This is a genomic window from Klenkia taihuensis (assembly GCF_900112525.1).
In the GTDB taxonomy this organism is placed as follows: Bacteria; Actinomycetota; Actinomycetes; order Mycobacteriales; family Geodermatophilaceae; genus Klenkia; species Klenkia taihuensis.
Window position 1 is genome coordinate 223,070 of record NZ_FOMD01000004.1, and the last position, 17,931, is coordinate 241,000.

A 17,931-nucleotide genomic window follows, 5' to 3' on the forward strand; every position below is an offset into this window, starting at 1 on the left:
GACTCCGGTGCAGGAAGACGGGGGTCAGGCCGCCGTGGAGGACGGCGGAGCCACACGCGGGACCAGGCGCAGGCCGCCGTTGCGCTGCTCGACCCGGTAGCGCCGCGGCCCGGCGGGCGGCGGCGTGGCCAGCAGACGGCGCACGCGGGCGAGCTTGACCGGCAGCCCGGCGTGCAGGTCGGCCGGGGCGAAGCGGACCCCGCGCAGGTCGAGGTCGACCAGCTCGTCGTGCCGCAGCTTCTCCTTCCACACCGCCTCGCCCGGCGTCCGGCCGCCCCAGGGGTCGAGCACCTTGACCTTGCCGTCCGCCTCGCCGAAGACGCCCTCCTCGGGCCACAGCCAGTCGAGGACGGCGACCAGCCGGGCCCCCACGAACACCGCCGCCTGCAGCAACGGCTCGGGCAGCCCCGCGCCGACCAGGGCGAGGCGGCTGCGGGTCTCGTGCGGGGAGTGCGCGCCCACCCGGGCCAGGCGGACGGCCTCGGCCGCGCGCGCGATGCGCGGCCAGTGGGTGTGCCGCAGGACGGCTGCGGTGAGCTCCTCCCGGGTCACCCGCCCGTCGGCCAGCGCGTCGTCGATCGCGACCACCGCGTCCACGACGTCCCACTCCCGGGCGACGTCGAGCAGCGTGCGCACCAGCGAGGTGACCCGCAGCCCCTCGACCACCGCGACGTCGTCCGCAGCGAGGCCGGCCTGGTGCACCGTGTAGCCGCGGCCGGCCCGGTAGTTGTCCGGTGCGGTCAGCTCGACCTCGTCGCCGAGCCCGGCGGGCAGCACCAGCCGGTGCACCCGCGCTGCGGACGCGTGGCTGACGACCGCGCCGTCGTCCAGCCGGAGCAGGACGGCGGCGCACTGGAGCAGGTGGGTCGTCCCGGCCGCCTCGTGCGCCCGCCACGCCGCCCCGGTCGTGTAGACCCCGTGCCGCAGCCGCCACCACTCACCCGAGCGGAGCAGCGGGAGGACGTCGTTGCGGCCGACCCCGGCGCGGCGGGCGTCGGCGGCGGCGAAGACCTGGCCGTGGCGGTCCATGGCGGCGCGGATGACGGGGTGCACGGGCGCAGCGTGCGGCGTCGTCGCCGTCCGTGGGGCCTCGTCGAGCGATCTGTGGACGGCGTCCGGTCCTGTGGACGACGTCCTCCTGCACCGAAGTCCGTCCTCCTGCACCAGATCTGGCGCGGGAGGACGGACTTCGATCAACCTCCCTGATCAACGCTGCGACCAGGGGACCGGGGAGGGGTCAGGTGTTGTCGACCGGGCTGTCGTCCGGCGGGGCGGCCTTGGGGTCGGCGATGGCGTACTTCTCGACCGCCTCGGCCACCTTCTGCGGGTCGACCTGGCCGCGCTTGGCCAGCTCGCCCAGCACCCGCACCACGATGGACTCGGCGTCCACGTTGAAGTGCCGGCGCAGCGCCGGCCGGGTGTCGGACAGGCCGAACCCGTCGGTGCCCAGGGTGGCCAGGCCGCCCGGGACGTAGGGCGCGATCAGGTCGGGGACGGCGCGCATCCAGTCCGACACCGCCACGACCGGGCCCTCGACGCCGTCCAGCGCCTCGGTCACGTAGGGCCGCCTGAGGTCGGTCGGGTGGTGCAGGTTGTGCTCGTCGACCTCGACGGCCTGCCGGCGCAGCTCCGTCCACGACGTCACCGACCAGATGTCGGCCGAGACGCCCCACTCGTCGGCGAGGATCTGCTGCGCCTTGAGCGCCCACGGCACCGCCACGCCCGAGGCCAGGATCTGCGCCTTCTTGGCGTCGTCGATCCAAGGGCCCTGGTTGTACCGGTACATGCCGGCCAGCAGGCCCCGGACGTCGACGTCCTCGGGCTCGGCCGGCTGCTGGAACGGCTCGTTGTAGACCGTCAGGTAGTAGAAGACGTCCTGGCTGCGCGACCCGCCCAGCGGGGAGCCCGGGTCCTCGCCGTACATGCGGGCGAGGGCGTCCTTGACGATGTGCCCGAGCTCGTAGCCGAACGCGGGGTCGTAGGACACGACGGCGGGGTTGGTCGCGGCCAGCAGCAGCGAGTGGCCGTCCTCGTGCTGCAGGCCCTCGCCGTTGAGCGTCGTCCGGCCGGCGGTGGCGCCGAGGGCGAACCCGCGGGCCATCTGGTCGGCGGCGGCCCAGAAGGCGTCGCCGGTGCGCTGGAACCCGAACATCGAGTAGAAGATGTAGATCGGGATCATCGCCTCGGCGTGCGTCGAGTACGACGTGCCGACGGCGGTGAACGACGCGGTGGACCCGGCCTCGTTGATGCCCTCGTGCAGGATCGTCCCGGCCGTGGACTCCTTGTAGGCCAGCATCAGCTCGCGGTCGACCGCGGTGTAGGTCTGGCCGTGCGGGGAGTAGATCTTCGACGTCGGGAACAGCGAGTCCATGCCGAAGGTGCGGGCCTCGTCGGGGATGACCGGCACGAAGCGCGGGCCGAGCTCCTTGTCCTTGAGGAACTCCTTCAGCAGCCGGACGAAGGCCATCGTGGTGGCGACCTGCTGCTTGCCCGAGCCGCGGCGCAGCACCTCGAACGCCTTGTCATCGGGGGCCTTGAGCGGCTTGGCCGCCACGTGCCGCCGGGGTACCGCACCGCCGAGCTGACGGCGCCGCTCGAGCATGTACTGCATCTCGTCGGAGTCCGGGTCGGGCTTGTAGTACGGCGGGAGGTACTTGTCCTCGAGCGCGGAGTCGGGGATGTCCAGGTAGAGCCGGTCGCGGAAGTTCGCGAGGTCCTCCGCGGTCAGCTTCTTCATCTGGTGCGTGGAGTTGCGGCCCTCGAAGTGGCTGCCCAGCGTCCAGCCCTTGATGGTCTTGGCCAGGATGACCGTCGGCTGGCCCTTGTGGTCCATCGCGGCCTTGTAGGCGGCGTAGACCTTGCGGTAGTCGTGGCCACCGCGCTGCAGCGCCCAGACCTCGTCGTCGGTCATGCCCTCGACCAGCTTGCGGGTGCGGGGGTCGCGGCCGAAGAAGTGCTCGCGGACGAAGGCGCCGTCCTCGGCCTTGTAGGTCTGGTAGTCGCCGTCGGGCGTGGTGTTCATCAGGTTGACCAGCGCGCCGTCGCGGTCGGCGGCCAGTAGCTTGTCCCAGCCGCGGCCCCAGACGACCTTGATGACGTTCCAGCCGGCGCCGCGGAAGAAGCTCTCCAGCTCCTGGATGACCTTGCCGTTGCCGCGCACCGGGCCGTCGAGGCGCTGCAGGTTGCAGTTCACGACGAAGGTCAGGTTGTCCAGCTCCTCGCGTGCGGCGAGGCCGATCGCGCCGAGCGACTCGGGTTCGTCCATCTCGCCGTCGCCGAGGAAGGCCCAGACGTGCTGGTCGGAGGTGTCCTTGATGCCGCGGTGGTGCAGGTAGCGGTTGAACCGGGCCTGGTAGATCGCGTTGATCGGGCCCAGGCCCATCGAGACGGTCGGGAACTCCCAGAAGTCGGGCATCAGCCGCGGGTGCGGGTAGGAGGACAGCCCGCCGCCGGGGTGGGACACCTCCTGCCGGAAGCCGTCCATCTGCTGCTCGGCCAGCCGGCCCTCGAGGAAGGCGCGTGCGTAGATGCCGGGGGACGCGTGGCCCTGGAACCAGATCTGGTCGCCTCCGCCGGGGTGGTCCTTGCCGCGGAAGAAGTGGTTGAAGCCGACCTCGTACAGCGACGCCGACGAGGCGTAGGAGGAGATGTGGCCGCCGACGCCGACGCCGGGCCGCTGCGCCCGGTGCACCATGATCGCGGCGTTCCAGCGGATGTAGGCGCGGATGCGGCGCTCGACGTGCTCGTCGCCGGGGAACCACGGCTCGCGCTCGGGCGCGATGGTGTTGATGTAGTCGGTGCTGCGCAGGCCGGGGACGCCGACCTGCTGCTCACGGCTGCGCTCCAGCATGCGGAGCATCAGGTAGCGCGCGCGGCCCTTGCCGGCGTGGTCGACGACGGCGTCGAAGGACTCCAGCCACTCCTGGGTCTCGTCGGGGTCGTTGTCGATCAACTGGCTCGGCAGGCCGTCGGTGATGACCGCACGGGGGGTGCCGGACTCGCGGGCGGGGTCTCCGTCCGACTGCTGCGGGGCGCTCATGTGCACCATCGTCTCCTGCCGGACCCGCGGACGTCACGCCGCCTCCGGTTGTGGTCGCAGAGATCTCTCCCCGGCAACGGATTGGGCCGGTCGGCTACCGCTCCGGTCGTGCGTCGGACACACTGACGCACCGACCCCGGATCACCGGGGGCGGACCACGGAGCACATGGAGGACGAGCGGGGATGAGCGTCGACTCGGGCAGCGCCAGCATGGCGGCCCGGCTGGGGATCAAGCCGGGCATGGTCGTGCAGGAGCTCGGCTGGGACGAGGACGCCGACGAGGACCTCCGCGACTCCGTCGTCGAGATCTCCGGCGGGGAGATGGTCGACGAGGACTCCGACGAGGTGGCCGACGTCGTCCTGCTGTGGTGGCGCGAGGAGGACGGCGACCTGATCGACGCCCTCGTGGACTCCATCGCCTCCCTCGCCGACGACGGCGTGGTGTGGCTGCTGACCCCGAAGTCCGGGCGCCCGGGCCACGTCGAGCCCGGTGAGGTCACCGAGGCCGCGCCGACCGCGGGCCTGCAGCAGACCAGCAGCATCTCCGCGGCCAAGGAGTGGGCCGGCATCCGCCTGGTCACCCCCAAGGCGGCCCGCTCCAAGCGCTAGGGATGATCGCGGCATGACTCTCTCCGTGGGTGACGCCGCGCCCGACTTCACGCTGCCCGACTCCGACCGCCAGCCCTTCACGCTGTCCGAGCAGCGCGGGACGCCGGTCCTGGTCGTCTTCTACCCCTTCGCGTTCTCCAGCATCTGCACCGGTGAGCTCTGCCAGCTGCGCGACGAGCTGGACACCTACACCGGCGCCGGTGTGCAGGTCGTGGCCGTCTCCACCGACCCCGCGCCGACGCTGAAGGCGTGGAAGGAGCAGCAGGGCTTCGAGTTCCGGCTGCTGAGCGACTTCTGGCCGCACGGCGAGGTCGCGAAGGCCTACGGCACGTTCTTCGAGACCGCCGGCATGGCCAACCGCGGCACCTTCCTGGTCGACGCCGAGGGCACGGTCGCCTTCACCGAGGTCAACGGCCCCGGGGACGCCCGCGCGCAGAGCGGCTGGAAGGACGCCGTCGCGGCGCTCGCGGTCTGAACCCGGCCCGTCCCACTACGGTGGGACGGCTCCCGGGCGCGTAGCTCAGCGGTAGAGCTCTCGCCTTACAAGCGAGCGGTCGCAGGTTCGAACCCTGCCGCGCCCACCCCCTCCCGGTCGGCTCAGTGCTTCCCCGGCGCCTGCGCACGGACCAGGCGGCGGGCGGCGTCCACCTCGCGCGCGACCGGGGCCAGCACGCCCTCGGCGTGGATCTCGGTGTCGTCGGGGAAGCGGTGCAGCCGCAGGTCGTCGTCCAGCTCGCGGATGGCCCGCCGCAGCACGTGCACCTGGCCCCGCGGGGGCACCGGCTCGCCGGCGCGCATCGCGATGACCGCCTCGGTGACGGCGTCCGACGTCCGCTCCAGCTGGATGATCACCGGGTACCAGGCCGCTGCCCGGGTGCTGATCGGCGGCGGCTCGGACAGCCGCCGCTGCAGCTGGGTCTGCAGCTCGGTCAGCGCCCGGTAGCTGCCGCGGCGGGCCCGCCGGGTCTCCTCGGGGGTGCCGCCGAACGCGGCCTCGACGAACCGGTCGAGCGCGACGGCCGCGCCGCGCAGCGCGTCGTCCAGCGGTGCCCGCCAGGTCTGGGGCCACAGCAGGTAGCCGATGACCAGCACGATCGCGCAGCCGATCAGGGTGTCCACCAGCCGGGGCAGCACCAGGGACGACGGGCTGGGCGCGGCCAGGTCCAGCAGCATGATCACCAGTGGGGTCTGGAAGACCGAGAACAGCCCGAAGTTGGCGTCCCGGGCCCACGGCAGGACGGCGGCGAACAGCGCCATCGCCAGCAGCACCCACACCCCGCGCGGGGGCAGCACCGCCAGCAGCGCCGACCCCAGCAGCACCCCGAGCAGGGTGCCCGCGCCGCGCTGCACGGCCCGGCCGAACACCGACCCGAAGTCGGGCTTGAGGACGACGGCGACGGTGAGCAGCACCCAGTACGGCCGCTCGATGGGCAGCCGCTGCCGGGCGACCTCGGCGGCCACCATGCACAGCGTCAGGCGGACGGCGAAGGCGCGGGAGTCGGCGTTGCCCGTGGTCCGGTCGGCCAGGTCGCGCAGCCGCAGCCGCCACGGCAGCCGCGGGCGGGTCACCGCCGCGGACGCCCGCTCCTCCGGGTCACCGACGACGTCCCAGACCAGCCGGACGCCGTGCCGCACCGCCCGGCGGGTGGCCGGTCCGTCCTCGAGCGCCACGGGCCGGTCCCCGACCAGGGGACGGCGCTGCGCCACCGCGGACCCCAGCGCGTGCGCGGCGGTGACGTCGACCGGGTCGGCGGGGACCCCGGCGCGGGCGGTGGCGACCGCGCCCTCGACCAGCGGCGCGGCAGCGTTGAGGACGCCGGCGAGCTCGGCAAGCTCCCGGCTGCGGCCCGAGGACGTGCTGCGGCTGTGGATCACCCGGTCGTAGCCGGTGTTCAGCGCGCCGGTCAGCGCCCGGCGGGCGTCGTCGGTGCGGGGGGTGCCGACCGCGGCCAGCAGGTCGCCGATCGCGGTGAAGACCGCGCCGACCGCGGCCCGGTCGGGGTCGGCCGGCTCGGTGCGGGACTGCACGAGCACCAGCGCGGTCGCCCACAGCCCGCCGGCGACGAACCAGCCCACCTCGACGTGCAGCGGCAGCGGGGTCTGCAGCCCCGAGGACAGCGCCGCGTAGACCAGCAGCTGCAGCGCCCCCAGCGACAGCGCGGCGTCGATCGAGCTGATCAGCGCCGCGACCGCCGACAGGACGCCGATGACCAGCACCGGCCGCCAGCCCTCGCCGGTGGCCGCCTCGCCGGCCAGCAGGCCCAGCGTGCCGAACCCGCCCGCGGCCACCACGCGGCGCAACCGGGTGCGCAGCGGGCCCGCCTGCGGCGCCAGCGTGGCCGCCAGCGCGCCGGTGGTGGCGAACACCCCGGCGCCCAGCGCGGCGGGGTCCGCGAGCCGACCCAGCAGCGCGACCACGGCCAGGGGGCCGGCGATCGACAGCGCGAACCGGACGACGTCGCGCCACGGGACCGGCGGCCGCTTGGTACGGACCAGCTCCTCGAGCCAGGCCGGTGCCCGCAGCCCCCTGTCCGCCACGGGTGGAGCTTCCCACCCGCGGTTGTCGGACCCCCGGCGCAGACTGGGCGGCGTGCCGCAACCACCGTCGCCCGCCCCCGACCTCGGCGGCTGGTTGCGCCGCCTGGTCGGCTACTGCCTGCGGCACCGCGGCGACCTGGTCGGGGCCTTCGCCGCGGCGCTGGTCGGGTCGGTCATCGCCGCGGGTGTGCCGCTGGTGGTCCGCGAGGTCGTCGACGACGTGGTGGCCGGCGGCGCGCAGTCGGTCACGCCCTACGTGTGGCTGCTGGTGGGAGCCGGCGCCGTGCGGTTCGCCGCCGGCTTCACCCGCCGTTACCTGGCCGGCCGGCTGAGCCTGGACGTGCAGTACGACCTGCGCAACGACGTCGCCGTCGCGCTGTCCCGCCTCGACGGGCGGGGGCAGGACCGCACCCAGACCGGCCAGGTGGTCAGCCGCTCGATCTCCGACGTGACCCTGGTGCAGGGCCTGCTGGCGTTCCTGCCCAACCTGGCCGGCAACGCGCTGCTCTTCGTGGTCTCGATCGCCGTGATGGCCTGGCTGTCCCCGCTGCTCACCCTGGTGGCCCTCGCCGTCGGCCCGGCGCTGTGGTGGGTGGCGCTGCGGTCCCGGCGTGACCTGTTCCCCGCCAACTGGACCGCCCAGCAGCAGGCCGGCGCGGTGGCCGGCGACGTCGAGGCCGCCGTCACCGGCGTCCGGGTGGTGAAGGGGTTCGGCCAGGAGGGCCGCGAGCTCGACCGGCTCGACAGCGGCGCCCGCAAACTGTTCGGCGCCCGCATGCGGGTGGTGGCGTTCAGCGCCCGCTACAACCCGGCGCTGCAGGCCGTCCCAGCGCTGGGCCAGGTCGGCGTGCTGGCCCTCGGTGGCTGGCTGGCCCTGCGCGGCAGCATCTCGCTGGGCACCTTCCTGGCCTTCGCCACCTACCTGGCCTCGCTGGTCTCCCCGGTGCGCCAGCTCGCCGCCGTCCTCACCATCGGCCAGCAGGCGCGCGCCGGCGTCGAGCGCGTGCTCCAGATCGTCGACACCGAGCCCGGGCTGCGGTCGGGCTCCCGCCCGGTGCCCGACGGGCCGCTGTCGCTGGAGCTGGACGACGTGACCTTCGGGTTCGGCACCGGCACGCCGGCGCTGTCGGGGGTGTCGTTGCAGGTCCGGCCGGGGGAGACCCTCGCCCTGGTCGGCACCGCGGGCTCGGGCAAGTCGGCGGTGGTCGGCCTGCTGCCGCGCTTCTACGACGTGGACGCCGGCCACGTGCGGGTCGGCGGGGTCGACGTCCGCGAGCTCGACCTCGACGGTCTGCGCGGCGCGCTCGGCGTGGTGTTCGAGGACAGCTTCCTGTTCTCCGACTCGGTGCGGGCCAACATCGCCTTCGGCCGCCCCGACGCCACCGACGCCGAGGTCCGGGCCGCGGCACGGATCGCCCAGGCCGACGGCTTCGTCGAGGAGCTGCCCGACGGCTACGACACCGTGGTCGGCGAGCAGGGGCTCACCCTGTCCGGCGGCCAGCGGCAGCGGGTCGCGCTGGCCCGTGCACTGCTCACCGACCCCCGGGTGCTGGTGCTCGACGACGCCACCTCCGCGGTCGACGCCACCGTCGAGGCCCGCATCCAGCAGGCGCTGCAGGAGTCCGGCCCGGGCGACCGCACCACCCTCGTCGTGGCGCACCGGGCCTCCACGCTGGCGCTGGCCGACCGGGTGGCCGTGCTCGACGCCGGCCGGGTGGTCGACGTCGGCACCGTCGACGAGCTGGCCGAGCGCAGCCCGCTCTACCGGCTGCTGGTCTCCGGCCTCGACGACGACGTGGACGCCGGTCCCGGTGCGCCTTCCGACGACCCCGGCCGGGCGCCCCGGGAGCAGGACGGCACCGACCCGGCGGCCTGGCCACGGGTGGCGGACGGCCCGGTCGCCGACCGCACGCTGCGCGGGGCGACCAGCTCCATCGGCGGGCGGGGGTCGGCGATGGCGAACATGGCGGCCACCCCGGAGCTGCGCGAGCTGGTGGCGGCGCTCCCCGCGGCCGACGACGACCCGCGGGTGCCGGCCGAGCGCGCCCGGGCCGCCGACCCGGGGTTCACCCTGGCCGGCCTGCTGCGGCCCTTCCGCTGGGTCCTGGCGCTGGCCCTGGTGCTCACCGCCGCCGACGCCGCGGCGCAGATCGCCGTCCCCGCCCTGGTGCGCAGCGGCATCGACCAGGGCGTCTCGGCCGGGTCCCTGGGCGTGCTGCTGGCCATCAGCGGCCTGGCCCTCGCGGTGGTCGTCGCCGACTGGCTGGTCACGGTCTGGGCCACCCGGCTGACCGGCAGCACCGGCGAGCGGCTGCTCTACACGTTGCGGGTCAAGACCTTCGCCCAGCTGCAGCGGCTGGGCCTGGACTACTACGAGCGCGAGCTCGGCGGCCGGATCATGACCCGGATGACCACCGACGTCGACGCGCTGTCGGCGTTCCTGCAGACCGGCCTCACCACGGCGGTGGTCAGCCTGCTCACCCTGGTCGGGGTCCTGGTCGCGCTGCTGCTGCTCGACGTCGAGCTCGCCCTGGTGCTCGTGGCATCCCTGCCGGTGCTCGCGGTGGCCACCTGGTGGTTCCGGCGGCGCTCGGTGCCGGCCTACACCGAGGCACGCGAGCGCGTCAGCGCGGTCAACGCCCGCCTGCAGGAGGACGTCGCCGGCGTGCGGGTCACCCAGGCCGCCGTCCGCACGCAGCGCTCGCTGCAGGTCTTCGGCGACCGGGCGCGGGAGTACCGCGACGTCCGGCTGCGCGCGCAGCGCTACATCGCGACCTACTTCCCGTTCGTGGAGTTCCTCTCCGAGCTGGCCGTCGCCGCCGTCCTCGTCGTCGGCGCGCAGCGGCTGGACACCGGCACGATCACCACCGGCGTGCTGGTCGCCTTCCTGCTCTACGTGGGCACCTTCTTCTCCCCGGTCCAGTCGCTGTCGCAGGTCTTCGACAGCTACCAGCAGGCCGCGGTCGGGCTGCGCCGGCTGCGCGACCTGCTGCAGACCCCCACGTCCACCCCGCCGGCGGCCGACCCGCAGCCGGTCGGCCGGCTGCGCGGCGAGGTCGTGCTCGACGGGGTCACCTTCGCCTACCGGGGGGCGCCGAAGCCGGCCCTGCACGACGTCACGCTGCGGATCGCGCCGGGGGAGACGGTGGCCCTGGTCGGCGAGACCGGCGCCGGCAAGTCGACGGTGGTGAAGCTGATCGCCCGCTTCTACGACCCCACCGGCGGCGCCGTGCTCGTCGACGGCCGCGACCTGCGCGACCTGGACCTGGCGGCCTACCGCGGGCGGCTGGGCGTGGTGCCGCAGGAGGCGCACCTCTTCGACGGCACCGTGCGCGACGCCATCGCCTACGGCCGACCGGCGGCCACCGACGCCGAGGTCGAGGCGGCCGCGCGGGCGGTGGGCGCCCACGAGGTGGTGGCCGCGCTGCCCGAGGGCTACCGCACCCGGGTGGGGGAGCGGGGCCGCTCGCTGTCGGCGGGTCAGCGCCAGCTGCTCGCCCTGGCCCGGGCCGAGCTGGTCGACCCCGACGTGCTGCTGCTCGACGAGGCCACCGCGTCGCTGGACCTGGCGTCGGAGGCGGCGGTCAACCGCGCCGCCGACGCCGTCGCCGGGCGGCGGACCACGGTGGTGGTGGCCCACCGGCTGACCACGGCGGCGCGCGCGGACCGGGTGGTGGTGCTCGACCACGGCCGGGTGGTGCAGGTCGGCCCGCACGTGGAGCTGCGCGCCGTCGAGGGGCCCTACGCCGTCCTGTGGCGGGCCTACGCCGCCGACGCGCTGGTGGACTGACCGCTCCGTGACGTCGGCCACCGCCGGGCATGCGGTACCGGGACGTCCGGGAGGCCTCCGCCGCACGAACACAGGGTGATGACCGTCGATCCGCCGCCACCGGCCGGGAGCCGTGATCGCGCTGCTGCACGCCTGACAGGCGGACCCCAGCGACCCCACCTACAGTCCGGAAACGTGGCGCTCCCCGTGGACGAAGGCAGGTACCCGGACCCGTTGGCGACGGTCCGGGCCCTCCCGCGCGCCGGTGCCCCGCTGGCCGAGGTCGTCGCCGCGCTCGAGGCCCGGTACGACCCCGCGCTGGCCGAGGACTGGGACGCCGTCGGCCTGGTCTGCGGCGACCCGGCGGAGGCCGTGCGGTCGGTGCTGTTCGCCGTCGACCCCACCGACGCCGTCGTGGACGAGGCGATCGAGGCCGGGGTCGACCTGGTCGTCACCCACCACCCGCTGCTGCTCACCCCGGTGCACGGGGTGCCCGCCGACGACCCCAAGGGCCGGGTCGTGCACCGGCTCATCCGGGCCGGCATCGGCCTGTTCGTGGCGCACACCAACGCCGACCGGGCCGCCGACCACGGCGTGAACGACGCGCTGGCCGCCGCGCTCGGCGTGGGCAACACGGTGCCGCTGGAGTCCGTGGGCGCCCCGCAGACCGACACGCTGGTCGTCTTCACCCCCGTCGAGGACAGCGACCGGCTCGTCGACGCGCTCAGCGCCGCCGGCGCCGGCGTCATCGGCGACTACACCCGCTGCGCCTGGCAGACCGTCGGCACCGGCACCTTCATCCCCGGCGACGAGGCCAAGCCCGCGATCGGGTCGAACGGCCGGCTGGAGCGGGTCCCCGAGACCCGGCTGGAGATGGTCGTGCCGCGCGCCGCGCAGGCCGACGTGCTGCGGGCGCTGCACGAGTGGCACCCCTACGAGGACCCCGGCTACGCGATCTTCGAGAACTCCTCCACCCCGAGCCGCGCCGGCCTGGGCCGCCTGGGCGAGCTGGCGCACCCGGTCACGCTGCGCGAGTTCGCCGAGCGCGCCGCCGCCGTGCTGCCCGCCACCGCGGCCGGCATCCGGGTGGCGGGCGACCCCGACCGGCTGGTGCGCACCGTCGCCGTGTGCGGCGGCAGCGGCGGCTCCCTCTACGACACGGCGGCCTCGGCGGGCGCCGACGTCCTGCTCACCAGCGACGTCAAGCACCACCCCGCGCTGGAGGCCATGGAGACCCCCGGCCCGGCCATCTGCGAGGTGGCCCACTACGCCAGCGAGTGGCCGTGGCTGCCGGTCGCCGCCGACGTGCTGCACCGCGACCTGGGTGGCCGGGTCGACGTCGCGGTCTCCCGCCGGCGCACCGACCCGTGGACCCTGCACGTGCCGCAGCGCACCGAGGAGGTCGCCGACCCGGGCGTGCAGCGCGGCGTCCGTGCGGCGGGCGACCGGTCGGAGCACACCCAGGCCTGACCGTCGCCGCCCGCGGCGCGGGTAGGTTGGCCGGGTGCAGGCAGACCACTTCGACCAGCAGAAGCTGCTGGCCCTGGCCGCGGAGGACGTCGCGCTCGCGCAGCTCGCCCACCGCCGGCGGACCCTCCCCGAGAACGCCGCCGTCGCCGCGGCCGAGGAGGCGCAGCGGACGCTGGCCGCGGACGTCGTCCGGGCCGAGACCGAGGTCCGCGACCTCGACCGCGAGCAGAAGCGGCTGGAGACCGACGTCGACGGCGTCCGGGCCCGCGCCGACCGCGACCGGCAGCGCCTGGAGTCGGGGGCGGCGACGCCCAAGGAGATGACCAGCCTGCAGCAGGAGATGGCCTCCCTCGCCCGCCGGCAGGGCGACCTCGAGGACCAGGTGCTCGAGCTGATGGAGCGCCGGGAGGCCGCCGACGAGGTGCTGGCCACCGCGCAGTCCGGCGTGGACGCCGCCCGCGCCGACCAGGCCGCCGCCGAGCAGGCCCGCGACGCCGCGCTGGCCGAGGTCGCCGAGGGCGAGCAGACGCACGGCGCGAAGCGCACCGAGGTCGCGGGCACGGTGCCCGAGCCGCTGCTGGCCCTGTACGAGCGCATCGCGAAGCAGACGGGCGGGACGGGTGCCGCGGCGCTGCACGCCCGGCGCTGCGAGGGCTGCCGGATCGAGCTCTACGGGACCGAGCTGGCCGCGGCCCGCAACGCCGACCCGCACACCGTCATCCGCTGCGAGAACTGCAACCGCATCCTGGTCCGCACCGCCGAGTCCGGGCTGTGACGCGCCGCCTCGTCGTCGAGGCCGACGGCGGGTCGCGGGGCAACCCCGGTCCGGCCGGCTACGGCGCGCTGGTCCGGGACGCCGACACCGGGGACCTGCTGGCCGAGCGGGCGGCCTCCGTCGGCCGGGCGACCAACAACGTCGCCGAGTACGGCGGCCTGGTCGCCGGGCTGCAGGCGGCGCTGGGCATCGACCCGTCCGCCGAGGTCGAGGTCCGGATGGACTCCAAGCTGGTCGTCGAGCAGATGTCGGGCCGCTGGCAGATCAAGCACCCGGACATGCGGAAGCTCGCCGTCCAGGCGCGGGAGATCGCCGGTCAGCTCGGCCGGGTGCGCTACACCTGGATCCCGCGGGCGCAGAACTCCGCGGCCGACGCGCTGGCGAACTCGGCGATGGACGGCAAGCCGGTGCACCGCGACGCCGGCCCGGCCCCCGTCGAGGTGGAGACCGCCCCGCCGGCCGAGCCCGCGCCCGTCGTCACCACCCGCACGCTGCTGCTGCGGCACGGCCGCACCGCGCACACCCCCGAGCGCCGGTTCAGCGGCAGCAGCGACCTGGACCTCTCCGACCTCGGCCGGGCCGACGCCGAGGCCGCCGCGCGCGCGATGGCCGGCCGCGGCGTCGAGGCGATCGTGTCCTCGCCGCTGAAGCGTTGCCGGCAGACCGCCGGGGCGGTGGCCGAGGTGCTGGACATGTCGATCGAGGTGGACCGCGACCTGCGCGAGCTGGACTTCGGCGGCTGGGAGGGCATGACCGGCGCCGAGGCCCTGGCGGCCAACCCGCTGGCCTTCCGCCGCTGGCGGGCCGCGCTCGACGTCCGGCCGCCCGGCGGGGAGTCCGTCGCCGACGTCTCGGCGCGGGTCGCCGCCGCCCGGGCCCGCATCCTCGAACGGCACGCCGGGAAGACCGTCCTGCTGGTCACCCACGTGACCCCGATCAAGCTGATGCTCGCTGCCGGCCTGGGCGTCGGGGACGAGATCGTGCACCGCGTCTTCCTCGAGGCCGCCAGCCTGAGCGAGGTCACCTGGTCCACCGACGGGTCGTCGTCCGTCCGCCTGGTCAACGACACCTCGCACCTGCGCCGGACCACCTGAGGGGGGCGGCGGCTACAGGCGGCCGGCGTCGATGATGCGGCTCAGGAACTGCCGCGTGCGCGGCTCCACCGGGTCGCCCAGGACCTGCGCGGGCGGGCCGGACTCCAGGACGACGCCCTGGTCGAGGAAGCAGACGGTGTCCGCGACCTGCTTGGCGAAGCCCATCTCGTGGGTGGCCATCACGATGGTCATGCCCTGCTCGGCGACCTCGCGGACCAGCCGCAGCACCTCGCCCACCAGCTCGGGGTCCAGCGCCGACGTGATCTCGTCCAGCAGCAGGACGCGGGGGCGGACGGCGAGGGCGCGGACGATCGCGACGCGCTGCTGCTGCCCCCCGGAGAGGCGGTCGGGGTACTCGCCGGACTTGTCGGCCAGCCCGATGCGCTCCAGCAGCGCCAGCGCCTCCTCCCGCGCCTCGGACCGGGACCGGCCGTGCACCCGCACCGGCGCCAGCGTGACGTTGTCCAGCACGGTCAGGTGCGGGAAGAGGTTGTAGGCCTGGAACACCACGCCGAGCCGGCGGCGGACCGCGTCGGCGTCCACCCGCGGGTCGGTGATGTCCTCGCCGTCGAGCAGCACCTGGCCGTCGTCGACGACCTCCAGCAGCGACGCGCACCGCAGCAACGTCGACTTGCCCGACCCCGACCCGCCGATCAGCGCGACGACGCGGTGCTCGTCGACGGCGAGGTCCACCCCGCGCAGCACCACGTTCTCCCCGAACGCCTTGACCACGCCGCGGACCTCGAGGACGGCGCTCACAGGGTGCTCCCGCTCTGCTGGCGCCGCCGGGCCCGGGCGCTGACCGCGTCGGCGATGCGCGCCGACGGCACGGCCAGCAGCACGAACAGCAGCCCGGCGACGACGTAGGGGGTGAAGTTGAAGCTCTGGCCGACCAGGATCTGCGCGGCCCGCACGGCGTCCACCGCACCGAGCACCGAGATCAGGCCGACGTCCTTCTGCAGGGCGACGAAGTCGTTGAGCAGGGCGGGCGTCACGTTCCGCACCGCCTGCGGCAGGACGACGATCCGCATCATCTGGCGGTGGGTGAGGCCCAGCGAGCGGGCGGCGGCCCGCTGCGAGGGGTGCACGGACTCGATGCCGGCACGGAAGACCTCGGCGACGTACGCCGAGTAGGTGAGCACGATGGCCACCGTCCCCAGCACGAACGGCGAGGTCGGGATGCCCTGCAGCCGCAGCGCCGGCAGACCGAAGCCGACCAGGTAGAGCGTGATGATCAGCGGCATGCCGCGGAACAGGTCGACGTAGGCCGTCGCGAGGATGCGCAGCGGCGCGAACGCCGGCCCGCGCAGCGTGCGCAGCACCGCCAGGCCCAGCCCGAGGACGACGACGCAGACCCCGCCGATGAGCAGCACCTGCACGTTGACCCACAGGCCGCGCAGGATGGGCAGGAAGGACTCCCGCCCGAACTCCAGGGAGAAGAACGTCGTCTGCACCCGCGGCCAGCCCGGCGACCGGGTGACCACCAGGTAGGCGACCACGGCGAAGACCAGCGTCGAGACCAGCGCGACGAGGGTCGAGCGCCGCGACCGGCGGGCCCGGTGGGCCCGCCGGTCCAGCTCCAGCGCGCTGGGCGCGGGCAGCGTCAGGTCGGGCTCAGCTCAGGACGGGAGCGTCGGCGGCCTCGGACAGCCACTGCTCCTGCAGCGCGGCGAGCGTGCCGTCGGCGTCCAGCGCGTCGACGGCCTGGGTGACGCAGTCGGTCAGCGGGGAGTCCTTGGCCAGCAGCAGGCCGTACTCGTCGCCGCCGCTGGAGCCCTCGAGCTGGCCCACGATCACGCCGTCCTCCAGCTCGGCGCTGGTGATGTAGAAGGCGGTGGGCAGGTCGACGACGATCGCGTCGACCTGGCCGTTCTGCAGCGCCAGCTTGGCGTCGTCGTTGGTGTTGAACACGACCGGACCGGCGTCGGGGGCGATCTCGTCGGTGAGCGCGGTCAGGCTGGTGGTGGCCACCTGGGCGCCGATCCGCAGGCCCTTCAGGTCCGCGACCGAGGTCGCACCGGCGGCGGGGGAGCCCTCGGTGGTGATCACGGCCTGGGTGGCGGTGTAGTACGGCGAGGAGAAGTCGACGGCCTGGCGGCGCTCGTCGGTGATGGTGAACTGGTTGATGTCGAGGTCGAAGTCCTTGTCGCCCGGGGTGATGGCGGCGTTGAACTGCACCGACGTCCACTCGACCTGGTCGCGGTCGTAGCCGAGCTGCTCGGCCACGGCGTAGGCCACCGCGGACTCGTAGCCCTCGCCGTTGGTGGGGTCGTCGTCGACGAACCAGGGCTCGTAGGCCGGGGTGTCGGTGGCGATGGTCAGCGTGTCGGAGGCGACGGTGGGCAGGTCCTCCGGCGTGCAGGACCCGCCGCCGGAGGAGCCGGACGCGGCCGAGCCGGTCGAGGACTCCTGCGGGGCGCACGCGGACACCGCGAGGGCGGCGGTGGCGAGCACGGCGAGGGCGAGGGGACGACGGCGCACAGCGGGTCCTTGAGGGTTTGACCAGACGGGGACGCGTGGATGGTAAGGGCAGGCTGGTCACCACCAGGTCACGATCGCGGGGGATCATGGTCACCGTGACTGCTGCAGCCCCGACCGTGACCGGCGACGAGCGCACCCTCACCCCGGCCCAGTACGAGGAGTGGGCCGCCGAGGTCCGACGACTGGCCGACGAGCGCGGCGCCGTCGTCCTGGCGCACAACTACCAGGTGCCCGAGATCCAGGACGTCGCCCACCACACCGGCGACTCCCTCTACCTGTCCCGGGTGGCCGCGCAGACCGACGCCCGCGAGATCGTGTTCTGCGGCGTCCACTTCATGGCCGAGACGGCGAAGATCCTGTCGCCGGAGAAGACCGTGCTGCTGCCCGACCACGACGCCGGCTGCTCGCTGGCCGACTCGATCACCGCGGAGCAGCTGCGGGAGTGGAAGGCCGAGCACCCCGGCGCCGTGGTGGTCAGCTACGTCAACACCACCGCGGCGGTGAAGGCCGAGACCGACGTCTGCTGCACCTCCTCCAACGCCGCCGACGTCGTCCGGTCCATCCCCGAGGACCGCGAGATCCTGTTCTGCCCCGACCAGTTCCTCGGCGCGCACGTCAAGCGGGTCACCGGCCGGGAGAACATCCGGATCTGGGCGGGGGAGTGCCACGTGCACGCGGGCATCTCGCCGTCCGACGTCCGCTCGCAGATCGCCGCGCACCCCGACGCCGAGATCCTGGTGCACCCCGAGTGCGGCTGCACCACCTCGGTGCTGGACCTGGTGAGCAACGGCGACCTGCCGGCCGAGCGCACCCGGGTGCTCTCCACCGGCGGCATGGCCGAGGCCGCTGCGGCGACCCGGGCGGGCCAGGTGCTGGTGGCCACCGAGGTCGGCATCCTGCACCAGCTGCGGGCGCTGAACTCCGGCACGCAGTTCATCCCGATGAACGACCGGGCCGCCTGCCGCTACATGAAGATGATCACTCCGGAGAAGCTGCTGCGGACGCTGCAGACCGGCCAGGGCGCGATCGAGGTCCCCGACGACGTCGCCGCCCGCGCCCGCAGGGCCGTCGAGGCCATGATCGCGATCGGTGAGCCCGGCCGCGGCGGGGAGTGACGGAGCGCTGGTGACGGCGTCGCCCGGTCGGGTGATCATCG

The 17,931-nt window shown here is 74.5% G+C and carries 13 protein-coding genes and 1 tRNA gene; 8 read left to right on the forward strand and 6 right to left on the reverse strand.

The features are described 5' to 3' along the window. Positions 1 to 24 precede the first annotated feature (24 nt). On the reverse strand, positions 25 to 1,053 hold the full coding sequence (locus BM158_RS17005; RefSeq protein WP_091562094.1) for a type IV toxin-antitoxin system AbiEi family antitoxin domain-containing protein: 1,029 nt from the start codon (positions 1,051 to 1,053) through the stop codon (positions 25 to 27). 184 nt (positions 1,054 to 1,237) lie between these two features. Then, the gene (gene aceE, locus BM158_RS17010) at positions 1,238 to 4,039 is read right to left on the reverse strand and encodes a pyruvate dehydrogenase (acetyl-transferring), homodimeric type (RefSeq protein ID WP_091563260.1); all 2,802 of its coding nucleotides are present in this window, start codon (positions 4,037 to 4,039) and stop codon (positions 1,238 to 1,240) included. Between the two features lie 183 nt (positions 4,040 to 4,222). On the opposite strand from aceE, the gene BM158_RS17015 reads away from it, so the two are divergent. The 3 genes from BM158_RS17015 (at position 4,223) to BM158_RS17025 (ending at position 5,229) form a co-directional block, all read left to right on the forward strand. After that, positions 4,223 to 4,648, forward strand: coding sequence for a DUF3052 domain-containing protein (locus tag BM158_RS17015; RefSeq protein ID WP_091562097.1), 426 nt, complete (start codon positions 4,223 to 4,225; stop codon positions 4,646 to 4,648). Between the two features lie 13 nt (positions 4,649 to 4,661). Beyond that, positions 4,662 to 5,123, forward strand: a complete 462-nt coding sequence (locus BM158_RS17020; protein WP_091562100.1) for a peroxiredoxin — start codon at positions 4,662 to 4,664, stop codon at positions 5,121 to 5,123. Positions 5,124 to 5,157: 34 nt separating this feature from the next. Then, a tRNA-Val gene (locus BM158_RS17025) sits at positions 5,158 to 5,229 on the forward strand. Between the two features lie 16 nt (positions 5,230 to 5,245). Here BM158_RS17025 and BM158_RS17030 read toward each other — a convergent pair. Further along, complete coding sequence (locus BM158_RS17030) at positions 5,246 to 7,186, reverse strand: FUSC family protein (protein ID WP_091562104.1); 1,941 nt, start codon at positions 7,184 to 7,186, stop codon at positions 5,246 to 5,248. A gap of 52 nt (positions 7,187 to 7,238) precedes the next feature. Here BM158_RS17030 and BM158_RS17035 point away from each other — a divergent pair, with 52 nt between their 5' ends. The 4 genes from BM158_RS17035 to BM158_RS17050 all read left to right on the forward strand — a co-directional run bounded on the left by BM158_RS17035 (position 7,239) and on the right by BM158_RS17050 (position 14,294). Next, positions 7,239 to 10,976 (forward strand): ABC transporter transmembrane domain-containing protein, encoded by a 3,738-nt coding sequence (locus BM158_RS17035; protein WP_229827817.1) that lies wholly within the window; start codon positions 7,239 to 7,241, stop codon positions 10,974 to 10,976. Positions 10,977 to 11,150: 174 nt separating this feature from the next. Continuing rightward, positions 11,151 to 12,425, forward strand: a complete 1,275-nt coding sequence (locus BM158_RS17040) for a Nif3-like dinuclear metal center hexameric protein (protein WP_229827816.1) — start codon at positions 11,151 to 11,153, stop codon at positions 12,423 to 12,425. A 34-nt stretch (positions 12,426 to 12,459) separates the two neighbouring features. After that, the gene (locus BM158_RS17045; RefSeq protein ID WP_091562111.1) at positions 12,460 to 13,200 is read left to right on the forward strand and encodes a zinc ribbon domain-containing protein; all 741 of its coding nucleotides are present in this window, start codon (positions 12,460 to 12,462) and stop codon (positions 13,198 to 13,200) included. Next, on the forward strand, positions 13,197 to 14,294 hold the full coding sequence (locus BM158_RS17050; protein WP_091562115.1) for a bifunctional RNase H/acid phosphatase: 1,098 nt from the start codon (positions 13,197 to 13,199) through the stop codon (positions 14,292 to 14,294). The genes BM158_RS17045 and BM158_RS17050 overlap by 4 nt, the downstream gene beginning before the upstream one ends. A gap of 12 nt (positions 14,295 to 14,306) precedes the next feature. Here the strand turns inward: BM158_RS17050 and BM158_RS17055 are convergent, their stop codons facing one another. The 3 genes from BM158_RS17055 to BM158_RS17065 all read right to left on the reverse strand — a co-directional run bounded on the left by BM158_RS17055 (position 14,307) and on the right by BM158_RS17065 (position 16,775). Beyond that, on the reverse strand, positions 14,307 to 15,053 hold the full coding sequence (locus BM158_RS17055; RefSeq protein ID WP_091562119.1) for an amino acid ABC transporter ATP-binding protein: 747 nt from the start codon (positions 15,051 to 15,053) through the stop codon (positions 14,307 to 14,309). Then, positions 15,050 to 15,793, reverse strand: coding sequence for an amino acid ABC transporter permease (locus tag BM158_RS17060; RefSeq protein WP_207506711.1), 744 nt, complete (start codon positions 15,791 to 15,793; stop codon positions 15,050 to 15,052). Before BM158_RS17060 ends, BM158_RS17055 begins: the two co-directional genes overlap by 4 nt. A 115-nt stretch (positions 15,794 to 15,908) precedes the next feature. Then, positions 15,909 to 16,775, reverse strand: a complete 867-nt coding sequence (locus tag BM158_RS17065; protein ID WP_091562126.1) for an ABC transporter substrate-binding protein — start codon at positions 16,773 to 16,775, stop codon at positions 15,909 to 15,911. Between the two features lie 86 nt (positions 16,776 to 16,861). On the opposite strand from BM158_RS17065, the gene nadA reads away from it, so the two are divergent. Further along, positions 16,862 to 17,890 (forward strand): quinolinate synthase NadA, encoded by a 1,029-nt coding sequence (gene nadA / locus BM158_RS17070; RefSeq protein ID WP_091562131.1) that lies wholly within the window; start codon positions 16,862 to 16,864, stop codon positions 17,888 to 17,890. Positions 17,891 to 17,931 lie beyond the last annotated feature (41 nt).